The organism is Paenibacillus sp. FSL H7-0326, from assembly GCF_001955535.1.
In the GTDB taxonomy this organism is placed as follows: Bacteria; Bacillota; Bacilli; order Paenibacillales; family Paenibacillaceae; genus Paenibacillus; species Paenibacillus shunpengii.
In genome coordinates this window covers 661,309-678,343 of the sequence record NZ_MPVN01000002.1, presented here as the reverse complement: position 1 = coordinate 678,343, position 17,035 = coordinate 661,309, and the positions used below count along the sequence as shown (strand labels likewise).

General features: G+C 46.4%; 15 protein-coding genes and 1 other annotated feature (1 of these 16 cut by a window edge). Of the genes, 10 read left to right on the top strand and 5 right to left on the bottom strand.

Annotated elements, in window-relative coordinates:
• Positions 1 to 42: 42 nt before the first annotated feature.
• Positions 43 to 369 carry a hypothetical protein gene (locus tag BK126_RS14045; RefSeq protein WP_090725430.1) on the bottom strand — a complete coding sequence of 109 codons (327 nt, stop codon included), beginning with the start codon at positions 367 to 369 and terminating at the stop codon, positions 43 to 45.
• A gap of 149 nt (positions 370 to 518) precedes the next feature.
• Between BK126_RS14045 and BK126_RS14040 the strand changes: the two genes are divergently transcribed.
• Positions 519 to 1,031: a shikimate kinase gene (locus tag BK126_RS14040; protein WP_256702840.1), complete on the top strand. Its 513-nt coding sequence runs from the start codon at positions 519 to 521 to the stop codon at positions 1,029 to 1,031.
• Between the two features lie 73 nt (positions 1,032 to 1,104).
• On the opposite strand, the gene BK126_RS14035 is transcribed toward BK126_RS14040, so the two are convergent.
• Positions 1,105 to 1,413: a rhodanese-like domain-containing protein gene (locus BK126_RS14035; protein WP_076313190.1), complete on the bottom strand. Its 309-nt coding sequence runs from the start codon at positions 1,411 to 1,413 to the stop codon at positions 1,105 to 1,107.
• A 151-nt stretch (positions 1,414 to 1,564) separates the two neighbouring features.
• Between BK126_RS14035 and aroA the strand changes: the two genes are divergently transcribed.
• The 4 genes from aroA to ptsP all read left to right on the top strand — a co-directional run bounded on the left by aroA (position 1,565) and on the right by ptsP (position 7,191).
• Complete coding sequence (gene aroA / locus BK126_RS14030) at positions 1,565 to 2,854, top strand: 3-phosphoshikimate 1-carboxyvinyltransferase (RefSeq protein ID WP_076313189.1); 1,290 nt, start codon at positions 1,565 to 1,567, stop codon at positions 2,852 to 2,854.
• Positions 2,855 to 2,954: 100 nt separating this feature from the next.
• The gene (locus BK126_RS14025; protein ID WP_076313188.1) at positions 2,955 to 3,380 is read left to right on the top strand and encodes a CoA-binding protein; all 426 of its coding nucleotides are present in this window, start codon (positions 2,955 to 2,957) and stop codon (positions 3,378 to 3,380) included.
• A 185-nt stretch (positions 3,381 to 3,565) separates the two neighbouring features.
• The gene (locus BK126_RS14020; protein WP_076313187.1) at positions 3,566 to 5,452 is read left to right on the top strand and encodes a glucose PTS transporter subunit IIA; all 1,887 of its coding nucleotides are present in this window, start codon (positions 3,566 to 3,568) and stop codon (positions 5,450 to 5,452) included.
• Positions 5,449 to 7,191 (top strand): phosphoenolpyruvate--protein phosphotransferase, encoded by a 1,743-nt coding sequence (ptsP, locus tag BK126_RS14015; RefSeq protein ID WP_076313186.1) that lies wholly within the window; start codon positions 5,449 to 5,451, stop codon positions 7,189 to 7,191. The genes BK126_RS14020 and ptsP overlap by 4 nt, the downstream gene beginning before the upstream one ends.
• A gap of 122 nt (positions 7,192 to 7,313) precedes the next feature.
• Here ptsP and BK126_RS14010 read toward each other — a convergent pair whose 3' ends face one another.
• Entirely contained in the window at positions 7,314 to 7,841 is a 528-nt protein-coding gene (locus tag BK126_RS14010; protein WP_076313185.1) for a type 1 glutamine amidotransferase domain-containing protein, read from the bottom strand.
• 250 nt (positions 7,842 to 8,091) lie between these two features.
• On the opposite strand from BK126_RS14010, the gene BK126_RS14005 reads away from it, so the two are divergent.
• From BK126_RS14005 to BK126_RS13990, 4 genes are all read left to right on the top strand, one after another.
• Complete coding sequence (locus BK126_RS14005; protein WP_379263663.1) at positions 8,092 to 8,511, top strand: hypothetical protein; 420 nt, start codon at positions 8,092 to 8,094, stop codon at positions 8,509 to 8,511.
• 127 nt (positions 8,512 to 8,638) lie between these two features.
• Positions 8,639 to 8,986 carry a bacillithiol system redox-active protein YtxJ gene (gene ytxJ, locus BK126_RS14000; protein WP_076313183.1) on the top strand — a complete coding sequence of 116 codons (348 nt, stop codon included), beginning with the start codon at positions 8,639 to 8,641 and terminating at the stop codon, positions 8,984 to 8,986.
• Positions 8,987 to 9,085: 99 nt separating this feature from the next.
• Positions 9,086 to 10,090 carry a catabolite control protein A gene (ccpA, locus tag BK126_RS13995; RefSeq protein ID WP_047910927.1) on the top strand — a complete coding sequence of 335 codons (1,005 nt, stop codon included), beginning with the start codon at positions 9,086 to 9,088 and terminating at the stop codon, positions 10,088 to 10,090.
• Positions 10,091 to 10,206: 116 nt separating this feature from the next.
• Positions 10,207 to 10,902 (top strand): 5'-methylthioadenosine/adenosylhomocysteine nucleosidase, encoded by a 696-nt coding sequence (locus BK126_RS13990; protein WP_076313182.1) that lies wholly within the window; start codon positions 10,207 to 10,209, stop codon positions 10,900 to 10,902.
• Positions 10,903 to 10,972: 70 nt separating this feature from the next.
• On the opposite strand, the gene BK126_RS13985 is transcribed toward BK126_RS13990, so the two are convergent.
• Positions 10,973 to 11,605 carry a GNAT family N-acetyltransferase gene (locus BK126_RS13985; RefSeq protein WP_076313181.1) on the bottom strand — a complete coding sequence of 211 codons (633 nt, stop codon included), beginning with the start codon at positions 11,603 to 11,605 and terminating at the stop codon, positions 10,973 to 10,975.
• A gap of 286 nt (positions 11,606 to 11,891) precedes the next feature.
• Between BK126_RS13985 and acsA the strand changes: the two genes are divergently transcribed.
• Positions 11,892 to 13,616, top strand: a complete 1,725-nt coding sequence (gene acsA, locus BK126_RS13980) for an acetate--CoA ligase (protein ID WP_076313180.1) — start codon at positions 11,892 to 11,894, stop codon at positions 13,614 to 13,616.
• A 110-nt stretch (positions 13,617 to 13,726) separates the two neighbouring features.
• On the opposite strand, the gene BK126_RS13975 is transcribed toward acsA, so the two are convergent.
• Positions 13,727 to 16,810 carry a transglycosylase domain-containing protein gene (locus BK126_RS13975; protein WP_076313179.1) on the bottom strand — a complete coding sequence of 1,028 codons (3,084 nt, stop codon included), beginning with the start codon at positions 16,808 to 16,810 and terminating at the stop codon, positions 13,727 to 13,729.
• 136 nt (positions 16,811 to 16,946) lie between these two features.
• Positions 16,947 to 17,035: a binding site (T-box leader), on the top strand; it runs 188 nt beyond the window's last position.

The following is a 17,035-nucleotide window of genomic DNA, read 5'->3' as shown; positions in this document are numbered from 1 at the left end:
TTTATTAGGTAATGAGTCCTGAGCAGTTTTGGTGATATAAAGTTATGGACTGTGTTCTTCATAGAGGCCGAACAGTGCTTCCTTAAGACACTTCCTTAACCTCTCCTGTGTGCAGTGATGGGAAGCATGCTCATCTAACAGCAGCAGGGAAGCCTCACTAAAATATTGGAAGCTCTGGATAAGACGTGGCTTTGGAAGATCTACGAGAAGTGGATCCTCCGAAGCCACTTTTTGTTGTACATAATGAAGCACGAACAGCACATCATCTCTGCAGATGACATGACCTGTCTGGAAAATTCGAGCGATTCGGCTGGGCGAGGGCTTTTTGACGGCTGTTTCGAGGCTAGTTGTATTTTGAATGGTGTTCACACTCCCTACAGGTATGCTATAGACAACTCATTACTATTATGAGTACGTGATAGGATGTCCTTTTATGACTTCTTGGCGGATGATTTTATCTGTGATATGTTTAAATGAAATAGCGACTGATAGTTCAATTAAAGGGGTGGCAAAGGTCTTTGAGTAGGAGTAATGAGAATATCGTCCTTATCGGGATGATGGGAACAGGCAAAACAACAGTGTCCAGTCTGTTGGCGGATAGGCTGGGATACAAGCTTGTGGATATTGATGCAGAAATAGAGGCACAGGAAGACTGCCCGATCCCGGTGCTGTTTGAACAAAAGGGAGAAGCGTATTTTCGTGAGATAGAAACAAGCGTATTGCTTCGTGTTCTTGACCAATCTTCACAGATTATCTCCACAGGCGGTGGCTCCGTGCTAAAGCCGCACAATTGTGACGCAATGAAGAAGGCAGGGTGGGTGGTTGCTCTTACAGCGAGCGCAGAAGCGATTATAAGACGGGTTTCTGCCAATCGTGATCGTCCGTTGTTAGCGGGAAATGTGGAAGAGCGTGTACATCAGATCATGCAGGAGCGCCAAACGAAGTATTCTTTCGCAGATCTAACGGTGGATACATCAGAGATGGAACCGGAAGAGGTTGTTCATTATATTTTAGCGCATCACCGCGTTTAAGCTGTTGTGCTTTTAAGGTCTGTTGTAGTATGATTAAAAAAAGGACAGGCATGAATGCCTGCCCCTTAATTTATTAGCCTTCCAGCTCGTTCCAGGCAATCATTCCGCCGACCAGATTGGTGCATCCGTCAAAGCCCTGCTGAGCCAAATACTCGCAGGCTCTTTCACTGCGATAGCCGCTGCGGCAGATGAAGATAATCTCGCCCGTATTCTCGATCTCAGAGAGTCGGTCCGGAATCTGACCAAGAGGAATATGCTTAGCGCCGGAGATCATGCCGGCTGCAACCTCTTCATCTTCACGGACATCAATCATCTGGAGAGCTTCGCCGGATTGAAGCCGGGCTTGCAGCTCAGAAGGTGTAATTTCTGGTACTTGGTTCATAAGGTAGAAACCTCTCTTCTATATAATTTATCGATAGGCAAGTTCATGAATGTACAACAATTCAATGATAACGAAGACAGATGGAGCATGTCAATTTGTTGACGGATTCAACTCTCATGATATTTTTCTATAAAAAAGGAGCTATGACACGATGGACGTTCTAGTAAACAATACCCCTTCACTCGCCGGAGAGATTAATGCGCTTTCCTCCAAAAACTATACGACACGCTATTTGCTGGTAGGTGCGCTTGCAGAAGGAACCAGCACCATTTACTATCCGGCTCATAGTGAGGACAGTGATGCGATGCGGCGCTGTATACAGGAGCTGGGGGCTGAGCTGATTGAGGATGAGGAGAAAATAACGATTACCGGTTTTGGTGCCTCTCCAAAACAGGTTTCTGAGCTTAATGTAGGTAACGCAGGGGCAGTTCTGAGGTTTCTTATGGGTATCGCAGCACTTGGTGAAGAAATTCATTTTGTGAATACATACCCCGAATCACTGGGGAAACGTCCACATCAGGATTTAATTGATGCACTTGAGCAGCTTGGCGTGGAGGTGGAGCATCAGGATGGAAGACTGCCGATTACGATTCGCGGAGGGAAGCCTCAAGGCGGAGCCATTCGGGTATCAGGTTCTGTTAGCTCCCAATATTTGAGTGCATTACTGTTCCTGACACCGCTCTTGCCTGAGGACAGCACGATTGAAGTTCTCGGAGATCTGAAGTCCAAGGTCGTTGTTGGACAGACGCTGGAGGTTCTAGAGCAGGCGGGCATTATCATTCATGCAGATGAGAATTATATGTTCTTCACAGTGCCCGGCGGACAAAAGTACAAGCCTGCTGAGTACACGGTACAAGGAGATTACCCAGGATCGGCTGCCATACTGGCTGCTGCAGCAGTTACGAATTCTGAGGTTACGGTAACAAGATTAATGGAAGAGAGTAAACAAGGAGAGCGCGCGATTGTTGATGTGCTTCGAATGATGGAGGTTCCCCTCACGCATGAGAACAATACCGTCACCATCAAGGGCAATGGCAGATTGAAGGCGGTGGAGTTTGATGGGGATGCTGCAACCGATGCGGTGCTTGCTATGGTTGCCGCTGCTGTATTTGCAGAAGGAACATCCCGCTTCTATAATGTTGAGAATTTAAGATATAAGGAATGTGACCGGATAACAGATTATTTGACGGAGCTGGCCAAAGCAGGAGCCAAGGTAGAAGAGAAGCAGGCTGAGATTATTGTGCATGGAAGACCGGAAGGGGTAGAAGGCGGCGTGGAAATTAATGCCCATTATGATCATCGGGTTATTATGGCCTTAACGATTGTCGGGCTTCGCGCAAAACAGCCGATTCGGATCAAGGATGCTCATCATGTAGCCAAATCCTATCCGGGGTATTTTGACCATTTGCAGACGCTTGGGGCTAACGTAGAATGGGTATAATACAGTATCAATTTCATAATACCTTTGGCTACCTATGAAATTGAATCACGATAGAAGTGTTAATAATGAATCTGTTGTTAGGAGAGGAGCGAATGCTCAAATGACTTTTGCTAATCCTTCACGTGAAGAGATCAAAGAAATTTTGGCTTCTGCAGGCAATATAGCGGTTGTGGGCTTGTCTGATAAACCGGACCGCACCTCTTATATGGTATCGCAGGCGATGCAATCCAGAGGTTATCGAATTATACCCGTAAATCCTGGAGCGGATACCATCTTGGGAGAGAAATGCTACCCTGATTTGAAGAGTGTTCCGGAGCCTGTCGATATCGTCAATGTCTTCCGCCGCAGTGAATACTGTGCGGATGTGGCAAGAGAGGCGGCGGAGATCGGGGCTAAGGTATTGTGGCTGCAATTAGGCATTGTAAACGAAGAAGCCGCGCAGATCGGCGAAGAGCATGGAATGACGGTAATTATGGACCGCTGCATTAAAGTAGAGGATTCCATTCTTCAACCCAGAACAATATAAGCAAACCCGAAGTAAGGCTGTTTCCACAAAGAAGACTGTGGGGACAGCCTTCTTCATATGCATTATTTAAGCACAGGAATCCGTTCAAAGAGCCTTGCAGGCTATGAAATCAATTCAAGTTTATTCTCATTTTGACAAAAGGACGGCTAACGCTTACCATCAATGATAGAAAGGAGAGGATCGCCATGAATTGGCTCGGTTCCTTGCAGCAGCTTGGAAGAGCTGTCATGCTTCCGACGATGGTACTGCCTGCAGCGGCGATTCTGCTAAGCATAGGCAGTCTTCCTTGGGAATCATGGGGATTTGAAAGTATAAGCGGTATAGCTACCGTCGCGGGACAGAGCCTGTTTTATTTTTTACCTTATCTGTTTGCCGTCGGTGTTGCACTCGGGCTGTCCAATCAGGCGGGTCAAGCAGGACTTGCAGCGCTTGCAGGCATGATTATTTATGACCAAGTCGTAAGCCATTTCGGTAACGGGGTTGTTCAACCCGCATCTTTGATCGGAATTATACTCGGCGCGATCGCCGGGTTTACTCATAACCGTTTCAAAAGCATCAAGCTTCCGGAAATATTGCAGTTTTTTGGCGGATCCCGATTTGTTCTGCTGATTGTGGGCTTGTTCTCCGCCTTGTTCTCCTGCATTATGCTCGGCTTAGCTCCTCTATTGCAGCAGCTGTTAGATTTAATTGCATCCATGGAATACAGCCTCGGCGGTTTCGGGTTATTCTTATACGGTATTCTATATCGGGTGCTTGTCGCATTCGGGCTGCATCATCTGCTTAATAATGTGTTCTGGTTTCAGCTGGGTTCATACGAGACACCGGAAGGGCAGATTATGACTGGAGATTTACCGCGTTTTTTTGCCGGGGATCCTTCAGCAGGCTATTTTATGTCAGGCTTGTTCCCTATTATGATGTTCGCCATTCCTGCGATTGCATTTGCCATTATTCAGGAAGCTCGGGAAGATTTGAAGCCCAAGATACATAAGACCTTCATGACTTCTGCGCTCGTTTGTTTTCTAACAGGGGTGTCGGAGCAGATCGAGTTTGCCTTTTTGTTTGCAGCTCCCTATCTGTTTTTTGTACACGCCGTTCTGTCAGGACTTGCCTTATGGATCAGCTATGTGCTTGAAATAAGACATGGATTTTCTTATTCGGCAGGTGTTATTGATTACATACTGAATTTCCACTTGTCTGAAAATGCACTCTTGTTGATTCCGATCGGGATCGTCTATGGCCTGGTATATTACTTCTTATTCCGATGGGCCATCCGTAGATTCCAGATCCCGACCCCGGGACGTGAGGAAGGCTCTGTGCTTGAGGACTGGGCAGGCAGTATACCTTATCAAGCACCGCTTATTGTGGAGGCGCTTGGAGGGAAGACCAATATTGTTCAGGTTGAGGCATGTATTACACGACTTCGGCTTACAGTGCATAATGACCGCCTTATTGACAGCAGCGCGATGAAGGCACTTGGTTCAGCCGGTCTCATCAAGCTCGGCGCAGGTAATGTGCAGGTTGTCTTCGGCACCTACTCTGAGTTAATTCGTGAGGAAATTGCCAAGCTGCTGGAGCGTGATTTGCCGCAAGTGCTGTTCAGCAGCCCTGTGCAAGGGAAGATGCTCCCCATTGAAGAGGTGCCTGACAAAATATTTGCAGGCAAGCTGGTAGGGGACGGCGTCGCTTTTGAGCCGGAGAATGGAGAACTGCTGTCTCCGGTGTACGGGACGGTCATGCATTTATATCCGACCATGCATGCTATCGGGATTCAAACTCCGGAGGGGCTTGAGGTTCTGCTTCATATCGGCATTGATACCTCACAGCTCAAGGGGAATTTTGATGCTGTCGTCAGCGAAGGAGATACCGTAGAGCCAGGTCAGCTGCTCATTCGCTTTAACTATGCTGCACTGCTCAAGGAAGCACCGTCTCTCGTTACTCCGATGGTCATTACCAACCCGGATCGGGTGAAGTCATGGAGTTATGCACCGTTTAAGCACGTTAGAAAAGGCCAGGCATCTGTCATGTCGGTCGTATTATATGAAGATAGGAACGTTGGAGGGGTAGAAGCATGATACAAGGCATCTCAGGAGCGGCTGGTGTAGCCATCGGCAAAGCATTTGTTCTTCCAAGCTGGGAGTGGGATTTACCGGATCAGAAGATGGACGCTGTAGACCTGGCTCGGGAGTTCGAACGGCTGTACGAGGGGATTAAAACATCCCGTGATGAGATTCAGCATATTAAGCAGGAATTTAATGAAGTGGTGGGTCCCGAGGAATCGAGTATTTTTGATGCTCATTTGGCCATATTAGAAGATCCTGTGTTTATGAACGAGATTCAGGGGATTATTGAACGGCAATATAAAGCGGCCGAGGTGGCCGTAAAGGAAGCAATTGACCACTTTGTCACGATGTTTGACCTCTTGGATGATGAATATATGAAGGAACGGGCACTGGACATCAAGGATGTAGGAAACCGTCTCTTGAAGCATCTATTGGGTGCTCCAGAGATTACGCTGCCATTGGATACACAGCCTTATATTCTGGTAGCGAATGAGCTGTCTCCATCCCAATTGGCACACCTGAATCCTAATTATGTACTTGGTATCGTGACATTGATCGGCGGCAAGACCTCGCATTCCGCAATTATGGCTAGAGCTCTCGGAATCCCCATGGTATCAGGCCTTGAGAATAGTGTTAATCTTCCGGTTCAAACAGGGGATGTTCTCGTTATTAATGGCGATGAAGGAATCGTGTATGTTAATCCGGATCCACTTATTATCGAGAAATATACGGAAATCCGTAATCAGCAGCTGCGAAAGAAGGAGCAGCTTCAAGTGCTGGCGGAGGTAGATGCTGTCACCAAGGACGGAATACAGCTGAATCTGGCAGCCAACATCAGCTCTGTCAAAGAGCTGGACATGTCGCTTCGATCCGGTGCTAAGGGGGTTGGCTTATTCCGTACAGAGTTCTTATATATGGATCGTCAATCATTCCCTAGTGAAGAGGAGCAATATGAAGTATACCGGCATGTAGTGGAGAAGACAGGCGGGAATGCTGTAGTCATACGAACACTGGACATTGGCGGAGATAAACAGCTTGATTATTTCCCTCTTCCGGAGGAAGACAATCCTTTCCTTGGATACCGTGCGATCCGAATTAGTCTGGAGCTTAAGGATCTGTTCAGGACGCAGCTGTCGGCTATCTTGCGGGCAAGCGTACATGGCAAAGTGAAGATTATGTATCCGATGATTTCATCACTGGATGAGATTAGAGAAGCGAATCAGATCTTGAATGAAGTAAAGGCAAGCCTGTCGGAGCGAGGAATCCCTTATGATGCTAACATTGAAGTAGGGATTATGATTGAAGTGCCGGCTGCCGTAGTTATCGCCGATCTGCTGGCCAGAGAGGTGGATTTCTTCAGCATTGGAACAAATGATCTTGTACAGTATGTTCTGGCTGTTGATCGCATGAATGAACAAATTGCCCACTTGTATCAGCCGTTCCATCCTTCTGTATTAAGACTTCTTCGTATGACAGCAGAGGCTGCGCATGCAGCAGGAATCAGTGTCAGTGTCTGCGGAGAACTGGCCGGTGATGAAAGGGCGGTTCCAATCTGGTTGTCGCTGGGGATACACAATCTGAGCATGTCTCCTCAATCTCTCCTGAGAGTGAAGCACCGTGTGCTGAATACGGAAGCGGCGGAGGCTGTAAAGGTGGCGAAGTCTTGTCTAACCATGTCGACAGGCAAAGAAATTGAGGCAGAGCTGGAGAAGTATAAACGGAATTCGACACAAAGCACTTCCCTGTCTTAATTTGACAGACAAGCTCCAGTATTACATCACCATGCAAAATATGTAAAGTGTTAATCTGCACCAAAAGAGGATGAACGGAGGCAAGCTGCCTGAATTCATCCTCTTTGTTGTTCATATAAATATCAGGATTCATCTGCGAGCAGATCACAGAAGGCTTTCCCGTATGGCGGCAAGTCAGGTGGTCTGCGAGCGGAAACAATGTTTCCATCAATGACCACAGGCTCGTCCTTCCAGATCGCACCTGCATTCTCCATATCATCACGGATTCCTGGTGTTGACGTGACTGTTACACCCTGCAGTATCTTGGCAGATATTAATACCCAGCCAGCATGACAGATTTGACCGATGATCTTGTGATCCTGATGCATTTCTTGAATGAGCTCTATGACCTTAGGGTATCTCCGCAGCTTGTCCGGTGCCCAGCCGCCGGGAACGAGTATGCCGTCATAGTCCTGACTATTAAGCTCGTCGAAACTATATTCAGCCTTCGCCGGGACACCGTATTTGCCTACATAGGTTTTGTCTTTTGTTTCTCCGGCAAGATGAACCTCGGCCCCTTCTTCACGTACCCGATGAACAGGGTACCATAATTCCAAATCTTCGAACTCTTCATCCACCAGTGCAATGACTTTTTTTCCTGCTAATCTCATGTATTTGTAACACTCCTTCCTAACCGTATACAGTGCCATTGTAACCGAAACGACACGCGAATCCAAATCCGCTGCAGGATAAGAGAAATAGTTAAGCTATGGAAATAAGTACATCCCTCATAGAGAAGGATTTATGCTACATTAGTCGAAGTAGAGTAGAAAAATATGAGATGAAGTCGAAAAAACTTGAATATTGAGATTTGAACAGATAGGTGGGGGATGGGTTATGCGCAGATGGTGTAAATGTAAATTGACAATGAACTTAGAGCTCCGAAGCGTAATCTATGCTAAGAGAGTAGAGATTAGAGATGTGCCCGTATTTTCCTGCATGACATGTTCAACGTATGAAGTCCTTAAGCCAGTCAAACCGGATTTGATTCAGCTGATCAGCAGCCTAAGTCCCGGAAGTGAATATGTCTCTGTTTCCTTTGCAGATTCAAATGAAGTTGCCAAGCTGATTACTGAACTATTAGAGCATCATCCTGATATCGACATCGATACCATGGGTAAAGAGATTGAACAAGCCAAGCAGGAGAGGATTAATCTGCTATTAGATTTGTATCAGTATGCGCTGAGTGCAGGCGATGAACATTGGATGAATGATGTGGAGAGAAGACTTGAACAGCTCTCTCAATTTCGGTGGGAAGAGCATTTTTCAGAGGCAGGCTGATCAGGTCAGTGCCATATCTTATGAAAATTGGCTTTTCGACTCGTTTTTTGTTAATATATTGGGAGTGTAAGTTTTTCTGAAAAGTATGAAAACGAAAAGCTGAAGTGACAAAGGGGATGTATAGGCAATGAAAACGATGACAAGACTGACTAGTATAGAACAGCTTGAAGAAGCGGTTACACAGTCTTCAGAGACTCCGCTTCTGCTATTTAAACATAGTACTCGTTGTCCCATCAGCGCACATGCATATGAAGAGGTACAAGCCTACCTGGAAGCGGCACCTAATGAACAGGTTAATTATTCAATTGTATTGGTCATCGAGGATCGCGCCGTATCTACAGCAGCAGCAGAGCGTTTGGGAGTTCGGCATGAGTCTCCGCAGACGATTCTGGTGAAGAATGGGCATCCAGTCTGGCATACTTCCCACTCTGGAATCACTTCAAGAGACCTTAGTTCGGTTTTGAGCTCGACTTAAAGCCTGTTTATGTTTATTGCAAGTCGCAATAATATGTCGTATCATAATTTTTAACATGAAAATGGGAATGAAAATTTATTGCAAATGGAGAGAAGGAATGTGACGGTAACCATTTACGACGTAGCACGTGAAGCCGGAGTATCTATGGCAACGGTTTCGCGGGTTGTGAACAACAACCCTAACGTTAAGCCACAAACGCGTAAAAAAGTATATGAAGCCATAGAAAGACTCGGGTATCGTCCGAATGCAGTAGCAAGGGGGCTTGCTAGTAAGAAGACGACAACGGTCGGTGTAGTTATTCCGGATATCTCGAATTCGATTTTTGCCGAAATTGCTCGGGGAATTGAAGATATCGCGAATATGTACCATTATAACATCATCCTATGTAACGCCGATAAGAAGAAGGAAAAGGAAATTCGTGTTATTAACACCCTTCTGGAAAAACAAGTGGACGGGCTTCTGTTCATGGGCGGTACAGTAACTGATGAGCATATTCAAGCTTTTCAAACAGCGGCAGTGCCGATTGTTCTTTGTGCGACGAGTGATGAGAAGGGGACGTTCCCTTCCGTCGATATCGATCACGAAGCAGCAGCTTTTGATGCAGTAAGCACACTGGTTCGCCATGGTCATCGTGAGATTGCGATGATTAGTGGAACACTTCAGGACCCAGCGAACGGTTATGCAAGATTCCAGGGCTACAAGCGTGCGCTTGAAACAGCCGGTATCGAGTACCAAGAAGATCTGGTACGCATTGGCAACTATCGCTACGAGTCTGGTGTGGAAGCAATGAAGTACTTCCTTGGACTGAAGAAAAAACCAACCGCAATATTCAGCGCAACCGATGAGATGGCGATTGGTGCGATCCACAGCATTCAGGATGAAGGGCTCAAAGTTCCAGATGACTTCTCGATTATCAGTGTCGATAACATCCGGATGGCTTCGATGGTTCGTCCACAGCTGACAACGGTAGCTCAGCCGATGTATGATCTTGGCGCGGTAGCGATGCGTCTGCTTACCAAGCTGATGAAAAAAGAGAACGTGGAGAACCCACGTGTTATTTTGCCACACGAAACGATTTTGCGTTTGTCAGTCAGTCATGTGTAATTAGCAACCGTATAGGTTAACTGGTAGAAAGCTCCGTTTTTGCGGAGCTTTTTTGCTGAACAAAGGATGTGCTGATTCATAAACCAAGCCGAGCCAAAGGAGATGAATATGAAGTTATGGCACAAACAATTGGACTCATTGGAGCGATGGATGAAGAGATTGAGCTGTTGCTGTCGGATATGGAGAATCCGGTACGAACAGATTATGCGGGCATAACGTATACCGAGGGGGATGTCTATGGCAAGCATGTAGTCGTATGCAAATCAGGTGTGGGAAAAGTGAATGCGGCTGTCACGACTCAAATTTTGATCGAGAAATTCAGCGTATCTCATATTATTTTTACAGGGGTAGCTGGTGCAGTCCACCCGGATTTGGAGATTGGAGATATCGTCATCTCGACGGCATGTATTCATCACGATATAGATGTTACTCCTTTAGGTTACAAGCGGGGAGAAATTCCTTACCAGAAAACGTCGGCTTTTCCGGCGGATGCAGATTTGATCAAACGGGCGGCTGAAGCATGTGAGGAGTTGTCAGCGAGATATATTAGCGGAATTGTGCTGTCTGGAGATCAGTTTATTGCAAGCAAAGAGGTTGTGAGCAGGCTGCACGAGGAGTTCCAAGGGGCGTGTGCCGAGATGGAGGGGGCTGCGGTCGCCCAGGTGAGCTTCATGAATAAGATCCCTTATGTTATTTTGCGTGCCATGTCGGATAAGGCAGATGGCTCAGCCCATGTGAACTTTGCCGAATTTACAGTGGAATCCTCTCAGAAATCCCATCGGATCGTAGAACACATACTGGTACATATGTAAGCAGAACAGATGAGTAAACGAGAAAAGACAGGAGCAGCCCGGGGATGTCCGGGACCAGGCTCCTGTCTTATTAGTACATATAGCGCTGTTTAAACCTTACGTGATCGAATTGTTCTTTGGAGGCAAGGGGGACCTTGCTGCCGATTCTCACCATAAGGCAATTGGCAGGATGTGCACAAATTTCAGGGTCATCCGTAGCGTACCAGACCATATCCACCGTCTTCATCAATCGCTCCATCATCTTACGGTAGTCCCATACGGATAGTCCGCTTCCTTTCAAATCCCAATGCCAGTAATATTCGGTCGTAAAGACGATATATTCCTCCATCTGTTCATGTTCAAAAGCGTGCTGAATGAGTGCGCGGCCAATTCCGTAAGAGCGGTAATCATCTGCAACCTCAATCGCTCCCAGCTCAATCAGATCCTTCATATTCCCTTCAGACCAACGTTCCATCTCGTCAGGATAATGAAAAGTCACATAGCCGATAATCGTATCTTGTTCTCTGGCAATAATGATTCTTCCTTCCGGAAGCTCAGATATTTGAATGAGAGCCTCTTGCTGCTCATGAGGTCTTCGGAACGCATCAAGATCCGGATGCATGACTAGATCCTGCAGCAATGCGGCAGGAACAGGACCTTCTACAACAATCTCCCTGCTGTTCTTAATGAGTAAGTGAGCGTGGTGATGTTTGGTATGGTTCATTGTTCATCAGTGCTCCTTCTGGAGTGTCATGGCGTGTTCTCTCTACTTATAACAAATAACCAAAAAAATGAAAAGGGAATATTAACAGAATCTCAAATTATGCTATAATATTCCAGACATAAAGTTTTCACATTTCTAGCAATAGCCGCAGTAACTCGGATACGTTGGTAAGTTGAATCAAATTTTACATGAGAGTAAGTATGAATTTGATTCATGTCATTACAGATTTGTAAGCGCTAACTAACCTGTACATTGTGAAAATGTAACTGAGGAGGCTCTGAAGGCAATGAGTCATGATCAAAATGAATTTATCGCAACTGTCGTAGAGCGTAGTAATCTGGGAGATTACACACAGGCTCGTGAGCAATTTAGCTGGGAAGAAGTGAAGAAGCACTTTACGTGGTATGAAACAGGCAAAGTAAATATGGCATATGAAGCGATTGATCGTCATGTAGACGAAGGTAATGGAGCACGTACAGCGCTCCTGTACAGTGATGCGGTCAGAGAGGAAGCCTACAGCTTCCTAGATCTTAGTGAAGGCTCTAATCGATTTGGTAATGTACTCCGAAAGTACGGAATATCCAAAGGTGATCGGGTCTTTATTTTTATGCCAAGAAGCCCTGAGCTGTACTTGAGTCTGCTTGGAACCTTGAAGGTCGGAGCCATTGTGGGACCTTTATTTGAAGCCTTCATGGAAACGGCAGTGAAGGATCGTCTGCTGGACAGTGAAGCAGTAGCACTGATTACCGTTCCACAGCTGCTGCCGCGTATCAATCGTGACGAACTGCCCCAACTGAAGCATATCTTCGTTGTAGGCGGTGGAGCACAGGAGCAAGAGGGTTTCATTGATTACGATGCAGAGATGGCAGCGGCTTCAGATGAGCTGGAGCTGGAGTGGCTCAGTCTGGAAGATGGTATGATTCTGCACTATACCTCTGGATCAACTGGCAAGCCCAAAGGGGTCTATCACGTTCACAATGCAATGATTCAGCATTATTATACAGGGAAGGTCGTCCTGGATTTACGAGAAGATGATATTTATTGGTGTACCGCGGATCCTGGCTGGGTTACGGGTACATCATATGGTATTTTTGCGCCTTGGCTGAATGGAGTCACGAACGTAATCAGAGGCGGCCGGTTCAGTCCACAGGATTGGTATCAAACGATTGTCAGCAATAAAGTAACCGTGTGGTACAGTGCTCCTACTGCATTTCGAATGCTGATGAGTGCAGGAGACGAGGTTATTAAGCAATTTGATTTGTCTACACTACGTCATGTACTCTCCGTAGGTGAACCGCTGAATCCTGAGGTAGTAAGATGGGGAACCAAAGCCTATAATCAGCGAATTCATGATACCTGGTGGATGACCGAGACCGGAGCACAGCTCATTTGTAACTATCCAGGTATGGTGATTAAGCCGGGCTCAATGGGTAAGCCGCTCCCGGGGATTGAAGCCGCAATTATTAATGATCAAGGGGAGGAGCTTCCTCCGTATTCCATGGGTAATTTGGCAATCAAGACACCGTGGCCTTCCATGATGAGGCAGGTGTGGAACAATCAGCCTAAATATGACGAATACTTTCGTATTCCTAGCTGGTATGTATCCGGGGATTCCGCTTATATGGATGAGGACGGGTATTTTTGGTTCCAAGGCAGAATTGATGATGTCATCAACTCTTCAGGCGAACGAATCGGTCCTTTTGAAGTAGAGAGCAAGCTCGTAGAGCATCCAGCAGTTGCAGAAGCCGGTGTAATTGGTAAACCGGATCTCGTTCGAGGTGAGATTATTAAGGCCTTTGTCTCCCTGCGGGAAGGCTATGAACCTACACAGGAATTGAAGGACGATATTTACCGTTTTGTAAAAGAAGGCCTATCTGCCCATGCAGCCCCTCGTGAAATTGAATTTAAGGATAAATTGCCGAAGACTCGATCAGGGAAGATTATGCGAAGGGTGCTTAAAGCGTGGGAGCTTGATTTACCTGCTGGCGATTTGTCCACGATTGAAGATTAGAATGATCGTCCGTGTTGATATTATGACTTAATCAAAAAACTTGAATATATACAAAAAAGCTAACGTAAGTTTAAAACTTACGTTAGCTTTTTTTACTTCTATAGCCTATCTTAAGGACTTACTGGTGCTGACGGACTGGATTCTCCAGCCGCGTTAACCGCGGTTACTCTGAATGCACCCTTTGCTTCCGCATTATTGTAAGTGAATGCCGTGAAACCAGCAGTTCCAACATGCTGGAAAGGCTCCTGACCTGTTTCGCTGTAGTAAACATTGAAGCCCGTTACGCCTTCCTGTTCGGCCCAGGTGATGACAATACCTTGCTCTGTAATCTGGGCAGAAACACCGCTAGGTGCTGCAGGCGCACCAGACGCATCGGTGTTACTGTTCGCTCCAGCGTCACCGTCAGGGTTCGCATCTGGATCAACGACCGTACCTGGAACCTCAATAGGATTGTCTGGTGTCTCTTCCTCTGGAGGAGGAGCCTGAGCGCCGCTGCTGACAATTGCACTAGGTGCTGATTCTCTGCCAGCGACGTCAACTGCAACAATGTAGAACTGTACGCCGCTGCCCGCATAGCTGCTAAATGAAGTCGGATTCCCTGCAAGCACGACCTTACCCTGATTCTGGAACGGACCACCGTTCATGCTCCGATATAGTCTGTACCCGACGACATCGCCGGCTGCGCTAGGATTAAAGGTGATGACTGCATTTCCATTGTTCACCGTCATTCTGACATTGCCAGGGGCATCCGGATTCGCTCCGTCATCCTTACGAGGGTCAACCTCCTTAGGCATGTCTTCATCGGCATCGTCCGGCAAATAATAGGATAATGGCTCATGCTCGGCCATCACTTTAAATGCCTCCTGCAGCTGCTTGATCAGCTCAGAGATTGGACGTTCACGCTTCACGACGGTTTGTTCCTTCAGCATATCTGAAGGCGTTTCGTCTCTAGGGATATAATTTACACCGTTGTAAGTGATGTACTTCGATTTAGCAACCGCATCGTCGCTTTCGGTTGGTACATATTTCGTATTGAAAATATCGGTTACGAATTTGTCGGTAAGCGAAGTCGGCAGCTTGCCGCTGTATGCGGATACCGTCTTGGTTGTAATATTCTCAGGCTTCGTAAAGGTCTTCGTAGGGAACAGGTCTGGCTCAGCCTCGGTAACCTCGTTCAATATTTTAGCCCAGAGTCTGCGGGCCCGCTCTCTTTCAGCCCCTTTAGCGAGTGTGGATAGAGTCTCTTTGTTGTTATAACCTACCCATACGCCGAGAGTCACATCCGGTGTATATCCTTGGAACCATACATCTGCATAGTTCTGCGTCGTGCCTGTCTTGCCGGCAATTTCAATTTCACCGTACTTATTGAAATTGTCTCTAACGAGCTTACCTGTACCGTCCGATATAACCGTACTTAACATGTCTGTCATTAAATAAGCTGTTTCCTTAGAGAAGACTTCCTTCGGTGCAGCTTCATGGGAATATACGATGTTCCCTTGTGAATCAACGATTTTCTCAATCATGTAAGCATCATTAAAGACACCATTGTTGGCAATCGCACCATATGCATTCGTCAGTTCTTCTACGGATACACCGTAAGTAAGACCTCCAAGTACACCGGTAGTTGCATTCGTATAGTCGACATCTGTCAAGGTAGTAATCCCAAGACTTTTCGCAAAATCCCAGGCCTTCTCAAGTCCCAGCTTTTCATTAAAGATTTTGAGAGCTGGAATGTTGAGAGATTGATTTAACGCATATCTTGCCGTTACTAGACCGTTATAATTTCCGTTTGAGTTTTTCGGAATATGATAGCCTTTTTGACCATCCTTCAAAATGATCGGCGAATCATCAAGAACGGAGGCTGGCTGTATAATTCCTTCTTCAAGCGCTGGCAGAAAAGCAGCGATCGGCTTCATAGCCGAACCAGGCTGTCTTACCATTTGTGTAGCAAAGTTCAAATTCTCAACATTAAAATCACGACCCTCGATCATGCCGAGAATTTTCCCTGTCTTGTGATCAATCATCATGGCAGCCGTTTGCTCTAAGCCTTTGCTCTCGTTATACGCTGAGAAGTTGCTGTCGTCCTCGGCGATGGTGCGCATTGTCTTGTAGACATTCTTATTAATGGTCGTATAAACGCGATATCCACCGGTACGAAGCTTCTGCAGTGCTTCCTCAGTCAGCTCGCTGTCTGATTTATCTGGCACTTCTCCTTCAGGATAGAGCACATCAATCAGCACTTTGGCAGCCTGTCTTTCGGTTTCAAGCATTAGGTAAGGATACGTATTGTATGCTTTGGCTACTCTTGGTGCAAGCGATGACTTAAGATCAAATGCTAATGCTTCATCATGTTCACTCTGCGTTATCTTGCCCAAAGCGAGCATACGTCCGAGCACACGCTCCTGACGCTCAATGGCATTGTTGAAATTGTCCTCATTGAACTCACCTTTTCCGTTAAAAGCGGAGTAGGCGGAAGGGAGCTGAGGAAGGCCTGCCAAATAGGCAGCCTGTGCAATGTTCAGATCATCAAGATCATTTACATTAAAAATACCTTTGGCTGCAGCTTTGATCCCGTATACGTTATATCCGCTGGAGCCGTTCCCAAATGGAACCTTATTTAAATAAGCTGTAATGATTTCATCCTTGGTCAAAAACCGTTCTAAACGCAAGGATAATAAAATTTCCTTCACTTTCCGATCTTCCGTCTTGTCCAGACTCAGGAAGACCCGTCTTGCCAGCTGCTGAGTCAGTGTGCTTCCGCCTGTTTGTACAGGCTCGTTCAGCACTCTCTCCTTGACAGCTCTTAGGGTACCTGTTATGTCTACGCCTTTATGTTCATAAAAAGTATCATCCTCGATAGAAGTCACTGCATCAAGTACGATTTGAGGAATGTCCTCCAGTTCCACAATACGCCGGTCTTCTTCTGTCCTGAGTTGACCGATTGCTGAACCGTCTGCAAAATAAGCAAAACCCGTTAGTGCATTCTCACTGACTGCTTGTTCGATTGCAGCTCTGGAGCGGACAGGCTCGTCTTTAACAATGGATGCTATGTAACCTGTAAGTGCACCGCCGACAAACAGGATACCTACGAAGCCAAGGACGACCATCCATTTAACAAAACTACCTAACCTGCTTAAGAATTTTCTTTTGCGGGAAGGCTGCTCATCAGGTTTTTTATCCTTATCATCAACCATCAAATGTCTTCCTCCTTTTAACAGGCATTATTATAGCATAAAATCACTCTTTTGAACCCCCGCAAATGGTGGCAAGGGTCGGAAATTGACAGCCCTTCTCGGAATATGTTATATATAAAGTCAAAACTTGATACGGAAAAAAGCTGTGAAGGACTCCAGTAGGAGGCGGATAACACATAGTCAGAGAGCCGGTGGGTGGTGTGAACCGGAATGTGCCGCTTGTCG

Coding starts and splice junctions, on each gene's coding strand:
- BK126_RS14035 (WP_076313190.1), bottom strand. CDS start 1,413: ATGAACCAAGTACCAGAAATTACACCTTCTGAGCTGCAAGCCCGGCTT.
- aroA (WP_076313189.1), top strand. CDS start 1,565: ATGGACGTTCTAGTAAACAATACCCCTTCACTCGCCGGAGAGATTAAT.
- BK126_RS14025 (WP_076313188.1), top strand. CDS start 2,955: ATGACTTTTGCTAATCCTTCACGTGAAGAGATCAAAGAAATTTTGGCT.
- BK126_RS14020 (WP_076313187.1), top strand. CDS start 3,566: ATGAATTGGCTCGGTTCCTTGCAGCAGCTTGGAAGAGCTGTCATGCTT.
- ptsP (WP_076313186.1), top strand. CDS start 5,449: ATGATACAAGGCATCTCAGGAGCGGCTGGTGTAGCCATCGGCAAAGCA.
- BK126_RS14010 (WP_076313185.1), bottom strand. CDS start 7,841: ATGAGATTAGCAGGAAAAAAAGTCATTGCACTGGTGGATGAAGAGTTC.
- ytxJ (WP_076313183.1), top strand. CDS start 8,639: ATGAAAACGATGACAAGACTGACTAGTATAGAACAGCTTGAAGAAGCG.
- BK126_RS13990 (WP_076313182.1), top strand. CDS start 10,207: ATGGCACAAACAATTGGACTCATTGGAGCGATGGATGAAGAGATTGAG.
- BK126_RS13985 (WP_076313181.1), bottom strand. CDS start 11,605: ATGAACCATACCAAACATCACCACGCTCACTTACTCATTAAGAACAGC.
- acsA (WP_076313180.1), top strand. CDS start 11,892: ATGAGTCATGATCAAAATGAATTTATCGCAACTGTCGTAGAGCGTAGT.
- BK126_RS13975 (WP_076313179.1), bottom strand. CDS start 16,810: ATGGTTGATGATAAGGATAAAAAACCTGATGAGCAGCCTTCCCGCAAA.